At 58.1% G+C, this 17319-nt stretch carries 16 protein-coding genes; 8 read left to right on the forward strand and 8 right to left on the reverse strand.

Going from position 1 to position 17319, the window contains the following annotated elements; genetic code table 11:
- The first annotated feature begins 311 nt into the window (after nt 1–311).
- Genes ACYZUA_RS06440 through ACYZUA_RS06450 form a run of 3 tightly spaced genes read left to right on the forward strand, consistent with a single transcriptional unit; the run spans nt 312 to nt 2990 of the window.
- Entirely contained in the window at nt 312–1751 is a 1440-nt protein-coding gene (locus ACYZUA_RS06440; RefSeq protein WP_461962451.1) for a cytochrome ubiquinol oxidase subunit I, read from the forward strand.
- Nucleotides 1752–1754: 3 nt separating this feature from the next.
- Nucleotides 1755–2762, forward strand: coding sequence for a cytochrome d ubiquinol oxidase subunit II (gene cydB / locus ACYZUA_RS06445; protein ID WP_461962452.1), 1008 nt, complete (start codon nt 1755–1757; stop codon nt 2760–2762).
- Between the two features lie 57 nt (nt 2763–2819).
- On the forward strand, nt 2820–2990 hold the full coding sequence (locus tag ACYZUA_RS06450) for a DUF2474 domain-containing protein (protein ID WP_461962453.1): 171 nt from the start codon (nt 2820–2822) through the stop codon (nt 2988–2990).
- An 81-nt stretch (nt 2991–3071) separates the two neighbouring features.
- On the opposite strand, the gene ACYZUA_RS06455 is transcribed toward ACYZUA_RS06450, so the two are convergent.
- Nucleotides 3072–4196, reverse strand: coding sequence for a methyltransferase (locus ACYZUA_RS06455; RefSeq protein ID WP_461962454.1), 1125 nt, complete (start codon nt 4194–4196; stop codon nt 3072–3074).
- Nucleotides 4197–4371: 175 nt separating this feature from the next.
- Nucleotides 4372–5103, reverse strand: coding sequence for a helix-turn-helix transcriptional regulator (locus ACYZUA_RS06460; RefSeq protein ID WP_461962455.1), 732 nt, complete (start codon nt 5101–5103; stop codon nt 4372–4374).
- A 342-nt stretch (nt 5104–5445) separates the two neighbouring features.
- On the opposite strand from ACYZUA_RS06460, the gene ACYZUA_RS06465 reads away from it, so the two are divergent.
- Nucleotides 5446–6222: a ferredoxin--NADP reductase gene (locus ACYZUA_RS06465; RefSeq protein WP_461962456.1), complete on the forward strand. Its 777-nt coding sequence runs from the start codon at nt 5446–5448 to the stop codon at nt 6220–6222.
- 45 nt (nt 6223–6267) lie between these two features.
- On the opposite strand, the gene mscL is transcribed toward ACYZUA_RS06465, so the two are convergent.
- Nucleotides 6268–6681 carry a large-conductance mechanosensitive channel protein MscL gene (mscL, locus tag ACYZUA_RS06470; RefSeq protein ID WP_461962457.1) on the reverse strand — a complete coding sequence of 138 codons (414 nt, stop codon included), beginning with the start codon at nt 6679–6681 and terminating at the stop codon, nt 6268–6270.
- Nucleotides 6682–7354: 673 nt separating this feature from the next.
- On the opposite strand from mscL, the gene radA reads away from it, so the two are divergent.
- On the forward strand, nt 7355–8722 hold the full coding sequence (gene radA / locus ACYZUA_RS06475; RefSeq protein ID WP_008149143.1) for a DNA repair protein RadA: 1368 nt from the start codon (nt 7355–7357) through the stop codon (nt 8720–8722).
- Between the two features lie 130 nt (nt 8723–8852).
- On the opposite strand, the gene ACYZUA_RS06480 is transcribed toward radA, so the two are convergent.
- Nucleotides 8853–9221: a PilZ domain-containing protein gene (locus tag ACYZUA_RS06480; protein ID WP_283181750.1), complete on the reverse strand. Its 369-nt coding sequence runs from the start codon at nt 9219–9221 to the stop codon at nt 8853–8855.
- Between the two features lie 157 nt (nt 9222–9378).
- Here ACYZUA_RS06480 and ACYZUA_RS06485 point away from each other — a divergent pair, with 157 nt between their 5' ends.
- The 3 genes from ACYZUA_RS06485 to yjiA all read left to right on the forward strand — a co-directional run bounded on the left by ACYZUA_RS06485 (nt 9379) and on the right by yjiA (nt 12751).
- A complete protein-coding gene (locus tag ACYZUA_RS06485; RefSeq protein ID WP_415759055.1) occupies nt 9379–11445 on the forward strand; it encodes a carbon starvation CstA family protein in 2067 nt (688 codons plus the stop codon).
- A 14-nt stretch (nt 11446–11459) separates the two neighbouring features.
- Complete coding sequence (locus tag ACYZUA_RS06490) at nt 11460–11657, forward strand: YbdD/YjiX family protein (protein ID WP_008154232.1); 198 nt, start codon at nt 11460–11462, stop codon at nt 11655–11657.
- Between the two features lie 107 nt (nt 11658–11764).
- Nucleotides 11765–12751 carry a GTPase gene (gene yjiA, locus ACYZUA_RS06495; RefSeq protein WP_461962458.1) on the forward strand — a complete coding sequence of 329 codons (987 nt, stop codon included), beginning with the start codon at nt 11765–11767 and terminating at the stop codon, nt 12749–12751.
- A 126-nt stretch (nt 12752–12877) separates the two neighbouring features.
- Here yjiA and ACYZUA_RS06500 read toward each other — a convergent pair whose 3' ends face one another.
- The 4 genes from ACYZUA_RS06500 to glyA all read right to left on the reverse strand — a co-directional run bounded on the left by ACYZUA_RS06500 (nt 12878) and on the right by glyA (nt 17234).
- Nucleotides 12878–13594 (reverse strand): GntR family transcriptional regulator, encoded by a 717-nt coding sequence (locus tag ACYZUA_RS06500; protein WP_461962459.1) that lies wholly within the window; start codon nt 13592–13594, stop codon nt 12878–12880.
- Between the two features lie 25 nt (nt 13595–13619).
- Nucleotides 13620–14324, reverse strand: a complete 705-nt coding sequence (locus ACYZUA_RS06505) for a FadR/GntR family transcriptional regulator (RefSeq protein WP_309675112.1) — start codon at nt 14322–14324, stop codon at nt 13620–13622.
- Nucleotides 14325–14391: 67 nt separating this feature from the next.
- Complete coding sequence (locus ACYZUA_RS06510) at nt 14392–15705, reverse strand: C4-dicarboxylate transporter DctA (protein ID WP_008154240.1); 1314 nt, start codon at nt 15703–15705, stop codon at nt 14392–14394.
- 275 nt (nt 15706–15980) lie between these two features.
- Nucleotides 15981–17234 (reverse strand): serine hydroxymethyltransferase, encoded by a 1254-nt coding sequence (glyA, locus tag ACYZUA_RS06515; RefSeq protein ID WP_046048774.1) that lies wholly within the window; start codon nt 17232–17234, stop codon nt 15981–15983.
- Nucleotides 17235–17319: the final 85 nt, after the last annotated feature.

A 17319-nucleotide genomic window follows, 5' to 3' on the forward strand; every position in this document is an offset into this window, starting at 1 on the left:
CCGTGGCGCATTGACGCCTCGGCGTGGGCGAGTCCATTCAATTACAGGGCTGTCGGCGACGGTATGAGGCAACCTGTCACGCGGCAAAAGACCACACCGTCCATCGTCAAAAATGGGACTACTCTTTTAGCGTTGCTTGATCCAGATCAAGACCGCTCGTGGAATTGATCCGGCGGCCAGATGGCCAGACTCCCTACGTTGTGATGTTTGTAAAAAAAGAACGAATTCAAATTCGCCACACTCCATATCCGTGGGGGCAGTGGGTGTAGGCCACAAGCCTTCAGCCGGTATTACCTGACAGAGGAAGACTTATGTTCGGTTTGGAGGCACTTGATCTCGCCCGGATTCAGTTCGCGTTCACCATTTCGTTTCACATTCTATTTCCCGCCATCACCATTGGCCTGGCGAGTTACCTGGCGGTGCTCGAAGGTCTGTGGCTGAAAACCCATAACGACACGTACCGCGACCTGTACCACTTCTGGTCGAAGATCTTTGCGGTCAACTTCGGCATGGGCGTGGTCTCCGGGCTGGTCATGGCCTATCAGTTCGGCACCAACTGGAGCCGCTTCTCGGACTTCGCCGGCTCCGTGACCGGGCCGCTGCTGACATACGAAGTACTCACCGCTTTCTTCCTCGAAGCCGGCTTCCTCGGGGTCATGCTGTTCGGCTGGAACAAGGTCGGGCGCAATCTGCACTTCTTTTCCACGGTCATGGTCGCCATCGGCACATTGATATCGACCTTCTGGATTCTCGCTTCCAACAGCTGGATGCAAACACCGCAAGGCTACGAAATCGTCAATGGCCAGGTGATTCCGGTGGACTGGCTGGCGGTGATTTTCAACCCGTCGTTCCCTTACCGTCTGTTACACATGTCGACGGCGGCGTTTGTCGCAACTGCCTTCTTTGTCGGTTCTTCGGCGGCCTGGCATTTGCTGCGCGGCAAGGACAATCCGGCGATCCGCACCATGCTCTCGATGGCCATGTGGATGGCCTTGATCGTGGCGCCGATTCAGGCGGTCATCGGTGACTTCCACGGCCTCAACACGCTCAAGCATCAGCCGGCGAAAATCGCCGCGATCGAAGGTCACTGGGAAAACCACGGCGATGAGCCGACCCCGCTGATCCTGTTCGGCTGGCCGGACATGAAAGAAGAACGGACCAAATTCGCGGTAGAGATCCCGTATCTGGGCAGCCTGATCCTCACGCACTCGTTGGACAAACAGGTCCCGGCGCTCAAGGAATTCCCGCCTGAAGACCGACCGAATTCGACCATCGTGTTCTGGTCGTTCCGGATCATGGTCGGGCTCGGCTTCCTGATGATCTTCACCGGTTTGTGGAGCCTGTGGCTGCGCAAACGCGACAAGCTGTATACCTCGCGACCGTTTCTGTATCTGGCGTTGTGGATGGGGCCGTCCGGTCTGATCGCGATCCTCGCGGGTTGGTTCACCACTGAAATCGGCCGTCAGCCGTGGGTGATCTACGGCCTGATGCGCACGGCAGACGCGTCCTCCAATCACAGCTTCATGCAGATGAGCATCACGCTGGTCCTGTTCGTCGTGGTGTATTTCGCGCTGTTCGGTGCCGGTCTGGGCTACATGATGCGCCTGGTGCGTAAAGGGCCGAAGATCGACGAAGGCAAGGAAACCAACGAGGGTGGGCCTGGCCAGAAACGCACGCCGGCCCGTCCGCTGTCCGCCGCCGATGACAACGGTGACAGCGACCACAGCCCCAGCCTGACCAAGGAGATTTGACTCATGGGTATTGATCTTCCGCTGATCTGGGCCGTGATCATCATCTTCGGCATCATGATGTACGTGGTCATGGACGGTTTCGACCTGGGGATCGGGATTCTCTTCCCGTTCATTCCGGGCAAGACCGATCGTGACGTGATGATGAACACCGTCGCACCGGTCTGGGACGGTAACGAAACCTGGCTGGTGCTGGGGGGCGCGGCGTTGTTCGGCGCCTTCCCGCTGGCTTATTCGGTGGTGCTTTCGGCGTTGTACCTGCCGTTGATTTTTATGCTGATCGGGTTGATCTTCCGTGGCGTGGCCTTCGAGTTCCGCTTCAAGGCCAAGGACGACAAGCGCCATCTCTGGGACAAGGCATTCATCGGTGGCTCGATCGCCGCCACCTTTTTCCAGGGCGTTGCGTTGGGTGCGTTCATTGATGGGTTGCCGGTGGTCAATCGCCAATTTGCCGGTGGCTCACTGGACTGGTTGACGCCGTTCACCCTGTTCTGCGGCGCAGCGTTGGTGGTGGCTTATGCGCTGCTCGGTTGCACGTGGCTGATCATGAAGACCGAAGGCAAGTTGCAAGAACAGATGCATGACCTGGCTCGACCGCTGGCTTTCGTGGTGTTGGCCGTGATCGGTATTGTCAGCATCTGGACCCCGCTGGCCCATGCCGAGATTGCCGCCCGCTGGTTCACCCTGCCAAACCTGTTCTGGTTCCTGCCGGTGCCGATTCTGGTGCTGGTGACCATGTACGGTCTGATCCGCGCGGTGGCTCGCAATGCGAACTACACGCCATTCCTGCTGACCCTGGTGCTGATCTTCCTCGGCTATAGCGGTTTGGGCATCAGCCTGTGGCCGAACATCGTGCCGCCGTCGATCTCGATCTGGGACGCCGCCGCACCGCCGCAAAGCCAGGGCTTCATGCTGGTGGGCACGCTGTTCATCATCCCGTTCATCCTGGGTTACACCTTCTGGAGCTACTACGTGTTCCGCGGCAAGGTCACCCACGAAGATGGCTATCACTAGAACGCGCGACAGTGGCGCAGGGCTGATACCTGCGTCATTTCTTCAGAGGAGATTGCGATGAAGACGGGTAAACATTCCTTGCAGGAAATCGAAGCAGCAGAGAAAAAGCCGCTCTGGCAGCGACTCGGCTGGTTGGTGATGATCTGGACCGGCAGCGTTGTGGCGCTGTTCATCGTGGCCAGCCTGATGCGCATGTTCATGAATGCCGCGGGCCTGACGACCCACTGATTTTTTGCGCCTGATCCCATCCCGTTGCCTTGCGGCACGGATTTACAACCCTCCTGTGCTGGAGGTTTTTTTTGTCTGGGATTATTTTCGGGCTTTAAGGATCACGAACTTGGGTGTGGCCGCCACTTGCTCGACGCCGCGAAACAACCGCGCAAGCTTGCTGTGATAACCCAGATGACGGTTGCCGACGATGTACAGCGCACCGCCGACGACCAGAGCCTCTCGGGCCTGCTGGAACATGCGCCAGGCCAGGAAGTCGCCAACGACTTGTTGTTGGTGAAACGGTGGGTTGCACAACACCACGTCCAGAGACTGAGGTTCCTGACCTGCCAAACCATCGTCAGCCCGTACGATCACTTCCCGATCACCGAGCGCCGCGCGCCAGTTTTCGGCCGCCGATTGCACGGCCATGAACGACTCGTCCACGAGCGTGTAGTGGGCCTCGGGATTTTGCAGGGCGCTGGCGATGGCCAAAACCCCGTTGCCACATCCCAGATCGGTAACCCGCGCGGAGCCGAGGTTCTTTGGCAGGTGCGGCAAAAACGCTCGCGTGCCGATATCCAGGCCTTCGCGGCAGAACACATTGGCGTGATTCAGCAGTTCGATCTCAGGGGTGTCGAGTTGATAGCGGGTCGGGTAGGGGGACACAACGGGCGCTTTGACTTCAGCGGTCGCGATCAATAGCCGAGCCTTCTTCACCGCTAACGACGCTTGCACCGGGCCGATATAGCGTTCCAGCAGATCGCCCGCGGCTCGGGGCAAATGCTTGATCATCGCTGCAGCAATCACCTGAGCCCCCGGCGCCAGTTGACCCTGCAAACGAATCAATTGCTCTTCCAGCAAGGCGAGGGTTTTCGGGACCCGGATCAGTACCCGGTCAAAGGGGCCTGAAAAAACCTCACTGGCAGGTACGCTTGGCACCGCATCAAACGCCTGGCCATTACGGATCAGATTTTTTTCCAGTCCCTGAAAGGCCAGGAACGAGTCACCGCTGCTGATCACTTGAACCTTGCCGACCAGGCTGGCGGCCAATGCGCCAAAGCTGTCGTTGAGCACCAGAACCCGAGTGTCGGCCGAGGGCTGTTGGTCAGCCAGATGGGTGAGCAGGTATTCGTCTGCGGCATCAAATGCCTGCAGCGGTTCGTTCTGCTGTTCGGGCTGACGGATCAGGTCGAGTCGGGCGAAGGGTGTTTCGAGCAAGGGCATGAGGCGGGGCTCTGGGTAATCAACGGGGTCATCAACAGGTGTCCCGCGGCCCAAGGGCGTTGTAGCGGGCGAGACCGTCCGAGTGCACTGCGTCGTGAAGGTTCTCACGTCAACACTCAAGAAGGACCGCAAATGGTACGTTTTTTTCTTTTGGATTACTTGCAGGTTTTTTGGGTCAGCGTATCGCACTGCTGTTGAGAATTCCGTCCTTGGTGGCGGCGATGACTGCCGAAATCTTGTTATTGATCCCCAGTTTCAGAATTGCGCTTTGCACATGGAAATTGACCGTGCGTGCGCTGAGGTTGAGGATCATGGCACTCTCATACGCCGTCTTGCCATCAGCCGCCAGTTTTAATACATCGATTTCGCGGGGGGACAAATGCGGCACGGATGGCTTGGTCGATTTCCTGGGCAGTGTCTGTGCGATCAACGCATGCAGGTGGCGCCCTATGAACACTGAAAAACCGAGATTTTCATACAGCTCAAACGCAGTGATCGGGCAATGGCTTCTGGCCAGGCTCAGAATGCTGCAAACACCACTGTCCTCGTCATGGACCGATTGTGACCAGCCGTGCTGCAATCCTTGTTTCTCAAGCGCATCCCACAAGCACGGGGTCTTGGAAAAAAGTTCTTCGCTCCAAAGGACAGGCAATCTGGAGTGATTGCAGTGAGCCACTACCGGGTCTATTGCGCTGAAATTTTTTTGTTCATATTCAATGTTCCAGTCCGTAGGGTAGTTGTTGAGCTGGACTGTATTAAAGTGGTCAGTTTTTATTGGGTATGTTGTTGAAAAGGCGAAAAATTTAAAGCCTATATTTTTTGCGAAACCCAGTGATATCCGGTAGGCAATATCAATCTCCGTTGTTCGCGATAATTGGTTGAGTTGTGATTCCTTCCACCTCTCCATTGTGTCTCTCCAGGTGTGACGTTACTTGGGTGCTTTTTTGGATCCAATGATCTGGCACGAGCCGAGTGTAGGATGTTTCCTGTGTTCGTGTGAGAATTTTTGGCTTTGTTTGCGATTTTTAAGCAAGTATCTGGTTCTAACGTCAGGGAGTACTGGCGTAGATAACGACATATCGGGTTTATTACAATCAGGCTTGGATTTGTGTGTTAACTGGGTGGTTAATGTTAAGTCGTACTGTGAAGTTAATGCGAATGAGGCCCTGGCTAAAACCACTACAAATCAACGGTGTTTAAGCCCTCCAGTTTGCGGGACACTGTGGCTATCTGTTGAATGGAGCACCCCATGACCGCCAGTGCAGAAAAATTCACTCGCCAGACCTTGCTCGACGTCCAATCGCTGACCCCCAGTCTGTTCACCCTGCGGACCACCCGGGATCCGGGTTTTCGTTTTCGCGCAGGTCAATTCGCCCGGCTGGGCGTTACCAAGGCTGACGGCAGCACCGTATGGCGGGCCTATTCCATGGTGTCGTCGCCCTATGACGAGTTCCTCGAATTCTTCTCCATTGTGGTGCCGGGGGGGGAGTTCACCAGTGAGCTCAGTCGGCTGGGAGTCGGCGATACGCTGCTGGTCGAGCGTCAGGCCTTTGGTTACCTGACGCTGGATCGCTTTGTCGACGGCCGTGATCTCTGGTTGTTATCCACAGGCACCGGCCTGGCGCCGTTTCTGTCGATCCTGCAGGACTTCGAGGTCTGGGAGAAATTCGAACGAATCATCCTGGTCTACAGTGTGCGCGAAGCCCGGGAACTGGCTTATCAGGACCTCGTCAGCGGGTTGGCCCAGCGCGACTATTTAGCGGAGTTTGCGCACAAGCTGCAGTTCATCACCACGGTCACGCGCGAGCAGCATCATGGCGCTCTGAGCGGCCGGATCACTACGCTGATCGAAAATGGCGAACTGGAGCGGGCGGCAGGCCTGGCGCTGACGGCCGAGTATTCAAGAGTCATGCTCTGCGGCAATCCGCAGATGATCGATGACACGCGCAAATTACTCAAACAGCGCCACATGCACTTGAGCCTCAGTCGCCGACCCGGGCAAGTGGCGGTGGAAAACTACTGGTAAAAAAACGGCGCCTCAAGGGCGCCGTTTCTTATTTCACTAACGCGTTCAAGGCCGATTGTTCTGAGCCTTTAGCAGATCGCGGATCTCTTCCAGCAGCTCTTCTTCCTTGGTCGGAACCGGCGGCAGCGTTGGCGCAACGGCCTCTTCGCGTTTCAGGCGGTTGATGGCTTTGACGCCCATGAAGATCGCGAAGGCGACGATGATGAAGTCAATCAGGCTCTGGATGAATTTACCGTACGCCAGCATTACCGCCGGGATATCGCCGTTGGCTGCTTTGAGCGTGACGGCCAGGTCACTGAAGTCCACCCCCCCGATCAGCAGGCCAATGGGTGGCATCACCACGTCGCCGACAAACGATGAAACGATCTTGCCGAAGGCGGCGCCGATGATGATACCGACGGCCATGTCGACCACGTTACCTTTGACCGCGAAGGCCTTGAACTCAGTTATCACGCCCATAGGTTATTTCCTTGTTACAGATGAGGTTGGTGCGCGCAGTGTAAATCAGCATGATGCATCGCGCTCGAAACAACTGCTTACAGAGCTTGCCTGCTACCGACCTTCTCAGCGGTAAAAAGTTTGAGAATGCTATCACTCTTGCTCGGGGTGGCCGCTTTAACGTAGGGCCTCCAGCGTGCCCGCAGGACATTTTACCCATCGATCGCTTATCTCTGCTGAGTGGAGGGAGGTGCAGGATAAAAAACATAGAAAGTAGGGGCTTTAGCACCACTGGGTTGATGCAGGGCAATGTGCCGTATATGAAGTTTTATGTTAATGGTTTACAGGGTGTACGGACTCGCACTCAAACAAACTCCTTGTGTTCGATGTGGAGAATGCCATTACATTGCAATTAGCTTGGTTGTTCGTATTGTAAAATTGGCTTAACAGTTGGATTGTACGTTCAAGTTCTAAGTGATAAGGGTTTGTACAGGTTTCGATTTTTGTTTCATTGGGCAAGAACAGTATTTGGTTGGGTATGTTGGGGTGATAAGTTGTACAAGTTTTTATGATTGGTAGTGCGGTGGATATATTCCAGGGACTGAACAAGTTGCTACCGAAGATCCGCTGGGTAACTTCGCCGCGCTGATCCGCACCAGCTGAGCTATCATCGCGGTTTTTGTCGGGAGTTCAGATGGCCAAGGCCAAGCGCATGTACGGCTGCACCGAGTGCGGCTCAACCTTCCCCAAGTGGGCTGGCCAGTGCGGTGAGTGCGGGGCCTGGAACACCCTGACCGAAACCATGGTGGAGAGCGGTGGCGCCGCAGCCCCCAGCGGTCGCACCGGCTGGACCGGCCAACAGGCACAGATCAAGACCCTGGCCGAAGTCAGCGTCGAAGAAATCCCGCGTTTTTCCACAGCGTCCAGCGAGCTGGATCGGGTGTTGGGTGGCGGCCTGGTGGACGGCTCGGTGGTGTTGATCGGCGGTGATCCGGGCATCGGCAAATCGACCATTCTGCTGCAAACCTTGTGCAACCTCGCCAAAGTCATGCCGGCACTGTACGTCACCGGCGAAGAATCCCAGCAGCAAGTGGCCATGCGCGCTCGCCGTCTCGGCTTGCCCCAGGATCAACTGCGGGTGATGACCGAAACCTGCATCGAGACCATCATCGCCACGGCCCGGCAGGAAAAACCCAAGGTGATGGTGATCGACTCGATCCAGACGATCTTCACCGAGCAACTGCAATCGGCACCGGGCGGCGTGTCCCAGGTCAGGGAAAGCGCGGCGTTGCTGGTGCGCTATGCGAAGCAGAGCGGCACGGCTATTTTCCTGGTCGGTCACGTGACGAAAGAAGGTGCATTGGCGGGGCCACGAGTGCTGGAGCACATGGTCGACACGGTGCTGTATTTCGAAGGCGAATCCGATGGGCGTTTGCGTTTGCTGCGAGCGGTGAAAAACCGTTTCGGCGCCGTCAACGAACTGGGCGTATTCGGTATGACCGACAAGGGGCTGAAAGAAGTCTCCAACCCTTCGGCGATTTTTCTCACCCGTGCGCAGGAAGAAGTGCCGGGCAGTGTGGTCATGGCGACGTGGGAAGGGACGCGGCCGATGCTGGTGGAAGTCCAGGCACTGGTGGATGACAGCCATCTGGCCAATCCACGTCGGGTAACGCTGGGGCTGGACCAGAATCGACTGGCGATGTTGTTGGCGGTGCTGCACCGTCACGGCGGCATTCCGACCCACGATCAGGATGTGTTTCTCAACGTGGTTGGCGGGGTGAAAGTGCTGGAAACGGCCTCCGATCTGGCGCTGATGGCGGCGGTCATGTCCAGTTTGCGCAACCGGCCACTGCCCCACGATCTGCTGGTGTTCGGCGAAGTCGGGCTTTCCGGCGAAGTACGCCCGGTGCCGAGTGGCCAGGAGCGCTTGAAAGAAGCCGCCAAGCACGGCTTCAAGCGCGCCATCGTGCCCAAGGGCAATGCGCCTAAAGAAGCGCCGCCGGGGTTGCAGATTATTGCCGTAACGCGTCTGGAACAGGCGCTGGATGCCCTCTTCGAGTAACTTTCAGGTCGATACAAAACCTGTGGGAGCGAGCCTGCTCGCGATAGCAGTATGTCAGTCGACTTAAATGTTGAATGTCAGATCGCATTCGCGAGCAGGCTCGCTCCCACATGGGTACGGGGATTGGCCTTCAGATTTCGATCAGCGCCCCCAGCTCCCGTTCGAGCTCTTGCGGGTCGCCAAGGTTGAGTTCAACCAATCGCCGCAAGCGTTCGATGGATTCCAGGCTGATATGTCGGCAGACGAACCCAAGCTGACCATGATCATCGTGGGTCAGTTGCACATCCATCTTGATGGCGACGTCCTCGTTGAGATGAATATCGACCAGGAAATGCCACTCCCGATTTCCCAGCCACGGTTCGGGCTTTTCGATCAACAGTCCCTTGAGGGACAGGTCGATCAACTTCACCGGCCAGATGAATTCCCCTTGGCTCAGCTCGGTTCGGGCATCGAACGCAATACGTTTGAAGCGGCGGCGATCGGCAGGGTGCTCGCTCATGGCGCAATCCTCGTAAATGTTCGCTGACTATAGACCCGCATTGTCAAAGGCTGCCAGCAAAGTGATGGCTCAACCCATGTCGGGGATGGCCTTTGCGGCCGTTAGCGCTAAACTCGGGATGGCTGTCTTTCTTGTCCACCCTGGCTGGAATCATAAAATGAAAAATAATAATAGCCTGCTACGCCACCTACCCTGGCTGCTGCTGGCAATCGTAGGGGCGTGCGCCCTTGGTGTAGTGGCATTGCGCCGAGGCGAGGCGATCAACGCCTTGTGGATTGTGGTCGCCGCTGTGGCCATCTATCTGGTTGCGTATCGTTACTACAGTCTGTTCATCGCTAATAACGTGATGCAACTCGACCCGCGACGGGCCACCCCCGCCGTGCTCAATAATGACGGTCTGGACTACGTCCCCACCAACAAACACATCCTCTTCGGTCACCACTTCGCGGCCATCGCTGGCGCGGGGCCGCTGGTCGGCCCGGTCCTGGCGGCGCAGATGGGTTACCTGCCTGGCACGCTGTGGCTGATTGCCGGCGTGGTGCTGGCGGGTGCCGTTCAGGACTTCATGGTCCTGTTCATGTCCACCCGCCGCAACGGCCGTTCCCTCGGCGACATGGTCCGTGAGGAAATGGGCCGCATCCCCGGCACCATCGCGCTGTTTGGCTGCTTCCTGATCATGATCATCATCCTCGCGGTGCTGGCGCTGATCGTGGTCAAGGCCCTGGCCGAGAGCCCGTGGGGGATTTTCACGGTGATGGCGACTATCCCGATCGCGATGTTCATGGGCATTTACATGCGCTACATCCGCCCGGGCCGCATCGGTGAAATCTCCGTTGTCGGCGTGCTGTTGCTGCTGGGTTCGATCTGGCTTGGCGGGCAGATTGCCGCTGATCCGGTCTGGGCCAAGGCGTTCAGCTTCACTGGCGTGCAGATTACGTGGATGCTGGTCGGTTACGGTTTCGTGGCCGCCTCGTTACCGGTCTGGCTGATTCTGGCGCCGCGTGACTACCTGTCGACCTTCCTGAAAATCGGCACCATCGTGGCGTTGGCGATCGGCATCCTGATCACCATGCCTGAGCTGAAAATGCCGGCACTCACCCAGTTTATCGACGGCACGGGGCCGGTGTGGAAGGGCGGTCTGTTCCCGTTCCTGTTCATCACCATCGCCTGTGGCGCGGTCTCCGGTTTCCACGCGCTGATCTCCTCCGGCACCACGCCGAAACTGCTGGATAACGAAGTCAACGCCCGTTACATCGGTTACGGCGGCATGCTGATGGAATCCTTCGTCGCCATCATGGCGATGGTGGCGGCTTCGGTGATCGAACCAGGCGTGTACTTCGCCATGAACAGCCCGGCGGCAGTCGTCGGCAGTGACGTGGTGGCTGTGGCTCAAACCGTCAGCAGCTGGGGCTTTGCAATTACCCCGGAAGCGTTGCAAGCGGTGGCCAAGGACATCGGTGAAACCACCATCCTGGCCCGTGCCGGCGGTGCGCCGACCCTGGCGGTCGGTATTGCACAGATCCTGCACAGTGTCTTGCCGGGTGAAAACACCATGGCGTTCTGGTACCACTTCGCGATTCTGTTCGAAGCGCTGTTCATCCTGACCGCCGTCGACGCCGGTACCCGTGCCGGGCGTTTCATGCTGCAGGACTTGCTCGGTTCCTTCGTGCCAGCGCTGAAACGCACTGAATCCTGGACCGCCAACCTGATCGCAACCGCCGGTTGCGTGGCGATGTGGGGTTGGTTGCTGTACCAGGGCGTGATCGATCCGCTGGGCGGCATTAACACCTTGTGGCCGCTGTTCGGTATCTCCAACCAGATGCTGGCCGGTATCGCGCTGATGCTGGCGACCGTTGTGCTGATCAAAATGAAACGCCAGCGCTACGTCTGGGTGACCATGCTGCCCGCCGTTTGGCTGCTGATCTGCACCACCACCGCCGGCTTCATCAAGCTGTTCGACGCCAACCCGGCGATCGGCTTCCTGTCGCTGGCCAAGAAATACAGCGATGCGCTGGCCAACGGTCAGATCCTCGCCCCGGCCAAGGACATTACGCAAATGCAGCACGTGATCTTCAACGCCTACACCAACGCAACGCTGACCGCGCTGTTCCTGTTCGTGGTATTCAGTATCCTGTTCTATGCACTCAAGGTCGGTATCTCCGCCTGGGGCAGCAAGGAACGTACGGATAAAGAAGCGCCATTCCAGGCTCTGCCGGATGCGTAATCGAGGATTGCAGCATGTTCAATGACCTGAGTCGCCTCGGTAAATACCTCGGTCAGGCCGCGCGCCTGATGGTCGGGATGCCCGACTACGACAATTACGTCGAGCATATGCAAACCAAACACCCGGACAAACCGGTGATGACTTACGAGATGTTCTTCCGGGAACGCCAAGAGGCTCGTTACGGTGGCAAGGGTGGGCCGAAGTGCTGTTGAAGCACGAGGCTTAGGTAACACACCACTGTAGGAGCACGGCTTGCCGGCGATAGCGATCTTGAAGACGCCATCGCTGGCAAGCCAGGCTCCTACAGTTTTTTCAGTGTATGGGAGACCTTCTTTTGCTACCCCCTATCCCGGTAACAATCCTCAGCGGCTTCCTCGGCGCCGGCAAGACCACGCTGTTGCGCCACCTGCTAAAAGCCGAACACGGCCTGAAAATCGCCGTGATCGAGAACGAATTCAGCGACGCCGGTATCGACACCCAGCTGTTGGGCGACGAACCGGTGCAAGTGATGACGCTGTCCAACGGCTGCGTCTGCTGCACCATCCACACCGACCTGACCAAGGCTTTGTACCTGCTGCTCGAACGGCTGGACAACGGCGAAATCGCCTTCGACCGTCTGGTGATCGAATGCACCGGCCTGGCCGACCCGGCACCTGTGGCCCAAACCTTTTTCATCGATGAAGAGCTGCGCGATCGCTACATCCTCGACGGCATCATTACCCTGGTCGATGCGGCGCACGCCGACACTCACCTGACTCAAACCATTGCCCAGGCGCAGATCGGTTTCGCTGACCGCTTGCTGGTGAGCAAGCGCGATCTGGTGGATGAGGCGACCTTTACCGCGCTGAGCGAGCGCCTGACCCGCATCAACCGTCGCGCACCGATCCGTGTGGTCGAGCACGGCAAGATCGACTTGGCCGAATTGCTCGACGTGCGCGGTTTCAATCTCAATGCCGACCTGGGTGGCGGCGTCAGCCTGCGCCCGGTGAGCAAAGCACCGTCCATCGACCGCATTTCCAGCCTGGTGCTGCGCACCGACAAGCCGCTGGATATCGACAAACTCAGCGAGTTCATGAACGAACTGCTGGAAGACCATGGCAAGCAATTGCTGCGCTACAAAGGCGTGTTGAACATCCTTGGCGAGCCGCGGCGCATGGTGTTTCAGGGGGTGTTGAAGTTGTACGGATTCGATTGGGACACGGAATGGGCAGACGATGAAACGCGCGAAAGCGTGATCGTGTTCATTGCCGACGATTTGCCGGAAGAGAAAATCCGTGAGGGGTTTGCGCGGGTGGCTGCAACCTGAAGCATTGGCGGCGTCTGTTATGGCCCCATCGCGAGCAGGCTCGCTCCCACATTGGATCTCCTGTGGACACAGAGTATGTGCACGCCGCGGATCAACTGTGGGAGCGAGCCTGCTCGCGATGGCGATTTAACCGGCAACACGATTTTGGCTAGAAACCGAAACAGTGTTTAGCAATGTTTCCTCCAGCAGATCCAAATGCCGGCTCAGTAGCGTCTCGGCCTTCCGAGCATCCCCACGCTCAACTGCATCGAGAAGCCCCTCATGCGCCTGCCACACGCAATAACCCTCCGCCTGCGCATCGAACTGCGCAATCGCCAATGACGTCAGCGGCACCAGACTGCCAAGAAAATGCGCCAAAGGTGCATTCCCCGCCATTTCGGCCAACTGCAAATGAAACTCCCCGGACAACCGAATCGCTGGGCCACGCTGATCGCGCTCCAGACACCGGCGCTCGCTATCGATCAAGTCGCGCAGACGATTGAAGTCTTGCGGGCGAGGCTGCTGACAGGCCAGCCGTACCAGCGTGAGCTCGGTCAGTCGCCGGGCGTGAAGCGTCTGCCGAGTCTGCTCGACATCTGCCGCGGCGACCCGGGGACGATGGTGGGTCCGAAGGATAATGATCTGCTGATGGGACAGCTGCGTTAGCGCGCTACGAATGTCACTGCGTCGAGCGCTGAACATCTGCGCCAGGCTGTCTTCAGTAAAGCGACTGGCTGCATGGATGCGCTGTTCGAGAATGGCATCGAATATCCGTGAGTAGAGATCATCCGCCGACGGCTTCCCGGTGTTCGCTCGCGGGAAGGGCAGGGCAGTGAGGGTTTGCGGTGAGGCGAAGCTGTTCATGGCTTGTCTCCAGTGCGAAGCGGACTCAACTGGCGAGGTTGTCGTCCGGAATGTTCAATTCGATGCCCATCCGCTGGCCTTCCCGAAGGATGTGCCGACGCATCTCGGCGCTGGCCTGGGCGCTGTTTTTGCTGCGAATAGCGCGCACCACGGCTTCGTTCTCCTCAAGGCGCTCAGCCAAATGCTCCGGGGAGTTGCGCAGCACGTCGGCGCTTTGCTTGAGGGCGTTGCTGGTCTGTTGCACCACACTCTGGAAGATCGGGTTCGAGGTCAGCGTGAACAGCTCTTCGTGGAACGCGATGTAGGCGTTCACGCCGGCTTCGCTGTCGTTGGCTTCCAGCGCTTCACGCATGTCCATCAGGGTCAGGCGCAGTTGCCCGACTTCCTTGCTGCTGATCGACTGCGCCACCAGGCCGACAATGAACGGTTCCAGCGTGTAGCGCAGTTGCAGCACGTCTTCCAGGCTCGCACCGGCGACTGCGCTGTCGTGGCTTTGGCTGTCGCTGAGATTGGCCTCCAGCACCACCACGCCTTTACCCGGCATGGAGCGCACCAGCCCGAGGGTTTCCAGGACGATGACGGCTTCGCGCAGGCTCGGGCGGCTGATGCCCAGTTGTTCGGCCAGCTCACGCTGCCCCGGCAGCATTTCGCCGGAGCGCCACTGACCACGGGCCAAAGCGGCCCGGAGTTTCTCTACGACTGAATTGACGACGGTTGACGAGGTGATCACTGTTCGCTCCATGAGCATCCAAAATGATTGATGACCGTGCCTGCCCGTGGGCAGACACGGCGATTATTCAGAATTCCTGCTGATGTGCAGGGCCGACAGGCTTTCTCGGCTGGAAGGTATAACCCACCTGGCCAGAAAGTACTTTGTTCGCCCGTTGAATATCGATGTCCTTTTCCCAGCGCGCGATGGCCACGGTGGCGACGCAGTTGCCAATCAGGTTGGTCAGCGCCCGGCCGATGCCCATGAACCAGTCCACTGCCAACACCAGCACCAGGCCGACCACCGGAATCGCCGGGATCGCCGTCAGTGTCGCCGCGAGAATCACCAGCGCCGAGCCGGGAATCCCGTGGGCACCTTTGGAGGTGATCAACGACACCAGCAGAATGGTCAGCAGGTCGGTCATGGCCAGCGGCGTGCCGGTGGCATTGGCGATGAACACGATGGCGAGGGTCAGGTAGATCGAGAAACCGTCCAGGTTGAACGAGTAACCGGTAGGAATGACCAGCCCGACTGTCGAACTGCCGATGCCCAGATGCTCAAGCTTGCGCATGATTTGCGGCAGCACGGCGTCGGAGGAGGCGGTGCCCATGACGATCAGCAGTTCTTCGCGCAGGTACTTGAGCAACGGCCACATCTTCAGGCCCGAAAGGCGCATCACCAGGCCGAGAATCAATGTTACAAACGCCACGCAGGTCAGGTAAAACAGGCCAACCAGGCTGCCCAGGTGCTGCAGCGAATCCAGGCCATATTTGCTGGTAGTGAAAGCGATGGCGCCGAACACGCCGATCGGCGCCAGACGCACGATCATGCCCATGATGCGGAAGATCACGTGGCTCAGCTCATTGATCAGCCGGGAAATACCCGACGCTGCTTCGCCCACCAGGTTCAGCGCACTGCCGAACAGCACTGAAAACAGCAGCACTTGCAGAATGTTGTTCTCCGCGAAGGCGCCGATCACCGAGGTCGGGATCAGGTTCATCAGGAACTGGGAGGTGGTTTGCATGTGCTGACCGCGCTGGGCGATGTCGCCCATGTCGGCAGCGGAAAGCTGATCCAGATGAATGTTCGCGCCGCTGCCGATGCCGGTGGTGAAAGCGAACACCAGACCAATCACCAAGGCGATGGTGGTCAGGATTTCGAAGTAGATCACCGATTTCAGGCCGATGCGTCCGACCTTCTTCAGGTCGCCGGCACCGCTGATGCCGCTGACCACTACGCAGAACACGATCAGACCGATGAGCATCTTGATCAGTTTGATGAAGCCATCGCCGAGCGGTTTGAGCTGGGCGGAGTATTCAGGAAGGGTCAGCCCACAGACGATACCGAGCACCAGTCCGAGAACCACTTGGAGGAAGATTGAACGCGAGCACCATCTGAGCATGGGAGGAATCCTGGTCGGTGTCCTGGCTGCCGTGCGCTTCGCGCATCAGATTCAGGACTTAATTATTGTGGTCTTACCGGTATGTCCAGTGCAGGCGCAGTCTAGGCGCTGTTTTTGGGTGATCGCAAGTGTATTTTGAAAAATTGGCATGTCCGGTCTTACCAGTTGGACGCAACCCCCCGACCTTGAGCCTTTTCGCGGTTTGAAAAAATTGCGGACGAAAAAAAACCGGCCATCACTGGCCGGTTTTTCATTGCTGCGGTTTAGCGGGCTGATTAAGCGCCGTATACCGGCAGCTTCTTGCAGATGGCCTTGACCTTCTCACGAACGGCGTCGATCACCGCTTCGTTGGAAAGGTCCGCCAGGATGTCGCAGATCCAGCCGGCCAGTTCTTTGCACTCTGCTTCCTTGAAACCACGAGTGGTCACAGCCGGAGTACCGAAGCGCAGGCCGGAGGTGACGAACGGGGAGCGTGGATCGTTTGGCACGGAGTTCTTGTTCACGGTGATGAACGCTTTGCCCAGAGCGGCGTCAGCGTCTTTACCGGAGATTTCCTGCTTGATCAGCGACAGCAGGAACAGGTGGTTCTGAGTACCGCCCGACACCACGTCGTAACCGCGCTCGATGAACACGCCGGCCATGGCCTGGGCGTTTTTCACCACTTGTTGCTGGTAGGTCTTGAACTCAGGTTGCAGCGCTTCCTTGAAGCAGATCGCTTTAGCGGCGATCACGTGCTCCAGCGGGCCACCCTGGGCACCCGGGAATACTGCGGAGTTCAGTTTCTTCTCGATGTCGGCGTTGGCGCGAGCCAGGATCAGGCCGCCACGTGGACCGCGCAGGGTCTTGTGCGTGGTGGTGGTCACGACGTCAGCGAAAGGCACCGGGTTCGGGTAGACGCCAGCGGCGACCAGACCGGCCACGTGGGCCATGTCAACGAACAGGTAAGCGCCAACCTTGTCAGCGATTTCGCGGAAACGCGGGAAGTCGAGGATCTGCGAGTAGGCAGAGAAACCGGCCACGATCATTTTCGGCTTGTGTTCAACCGCCAGACGCTCGACTTCGTCGTAGTCGATCAGGCCGTTGCCGTCGATACCGTACTGAACGGCGTTGTACAGCTTGCCAGAGGAGGAAACGCTGGCACCGTGGGTCAGGTGACCGCCGTGCGCCAGGCTCATGCCCAGGATGGTGTCGCCCGCTTGCAGCAGAGCCAGGTAAACGGCGCTGTTGGCTTGCGAACCGGCGTGCGGTTGAACGTTGGCGTAATCAGCGCCGAACAGTTCTTTTGCACGGTCGATGGCCAGTTGCTCGACCACGTCGACGAACTCGCAACCACCGTAGTAGCGCTTGCCCGGGTAGCCTTCGGCGTACTTGTTGGTCAGTACCGAGCCTTGAGCTTCCATGACCGCAGGGCTGGTGTAGTTTTCCGAAGCGATCAGCTCGATGTGTTCTTCCTGGCGCTGAGCTTCTTGCTCCATGGCGGCAAAGAGATCGGCGTCGTACTTGGCAATAGTCAAATCACGGCTGAACATGGCGGTCCTCAAGGATCGGGGCAGAAAAGGGGGGCATTCTAACCCAATGGGTTTTAGATGGCATATGAAAGGACATCATGTCGCA

Source organism: Pseudomonas sp. LS2P72 (genome assembly GCF_054897865.1).

Bases quoted from the DNA above. Each gene is read 5' to 3' on its own strand.
- ACYZUA_RS06455 (WP_461962454.1), bottom strand. From the start codon at position 4,196: ATGCCCTTGCTCGAAACACCCTTCGCCCGACTCGACCTGATCCGTCAG.
- yjiA (WP_461962458.1), top strand. From the start codon at position 11,765: ATGGGAGACCTTCTTTTGCTACCCCCTATCCCGGTAACAATCCTCAGC.
- cydB (WP_461962452.1), top strand. From the start codon at position 1,755: ATGGGTATTGATCTTCCGCTGATCTGGGCCGTGATCATCATCTTCGGC.
- ACYZUA_RS06510 (WP_008154240.1), bottom strand. From the start codon at position 15,705: ATGCTCAGATGGTGCTCGCGTTCAATCTTCCTCCAAGTGGTTCTCGGA.
- ACYZUA_RS06450 (WP_461962453.1), top strand. From the start codon at position 2,820: ATGAAGACGGGTAAACATTCCTTGCAGGAAATCGAAGCAGCAGAGAAA.
- ACYZUA_RS06485 (WP_415759055.1), top strand. From the start codon at position 9,379: ATGAAAAATAATAATAGCCTGCTACGCCACCTACCCTGGCTGCTGCTG.
- ACYZUA_RS06440 (WP_461962451.1), top strand. From the start codon at position 312: ATGTTCGGTTTGGAGGCACTTGATCTCGCCCGGATTCAGTTCGCGTTC.
- ACYZUA_RS06490 (WP_008154232.1), top strand. From the start codon at position 11,460: ATGTTCAATGACCTGAGTCGCCTCGGTAAATACCTCGGTCAGGCCGCG.
- glyA (WP_046048774.1), bottom strand. From the start codon at position 17,234: ATGTTCAGCCGTGATTTGACTATTGCCAAGTACGACGCCGATCTCTTT.
- ACYZUA_RS06465 (WP_461962456.1), top strand. From the start codon at position 5,446: ATGACCGCCAGTGCAGAAAAATTCACTCGCCAGACCTTGCTCGACGTC.
- radA (WP_008149143.1), top strand. From the start codon at position 7,355: ATGGCCAAGGCCAAGCGCATGTACGGCTGCACCGAGTGCGGCTCAACC.
- ACYZUA_RS06500 (WP_461962459.1), bottom strand. From the start codon at position 13,594: ATGAACAGCTTCGCCTCACCGCAAACCCTCACTGCCCTGCCCTTCCCG.
- ACYZUA_RS06460 (WP_461962455.1), bottom strand. From the start codon at position 5,103: ATGGAGAGGTGGAAGGAATCACAACTCAACCAATTATCGCGAACAACG.
- ACYZUA_RS06480 (WP_283181750.1), bottom strand. From the start codon at position 9,221: ATGAGCGAGCACCCTGCCGATCGCCGCCGCTTCAAACGTATTGCGTTC.
- mscL (WP_461962457.1), bottom strand. From the start codon at position 6,681: ATGGGCGTGATAACTGAGTTCAAGGCCTTCGCGGTCAAAGGTAACGTG.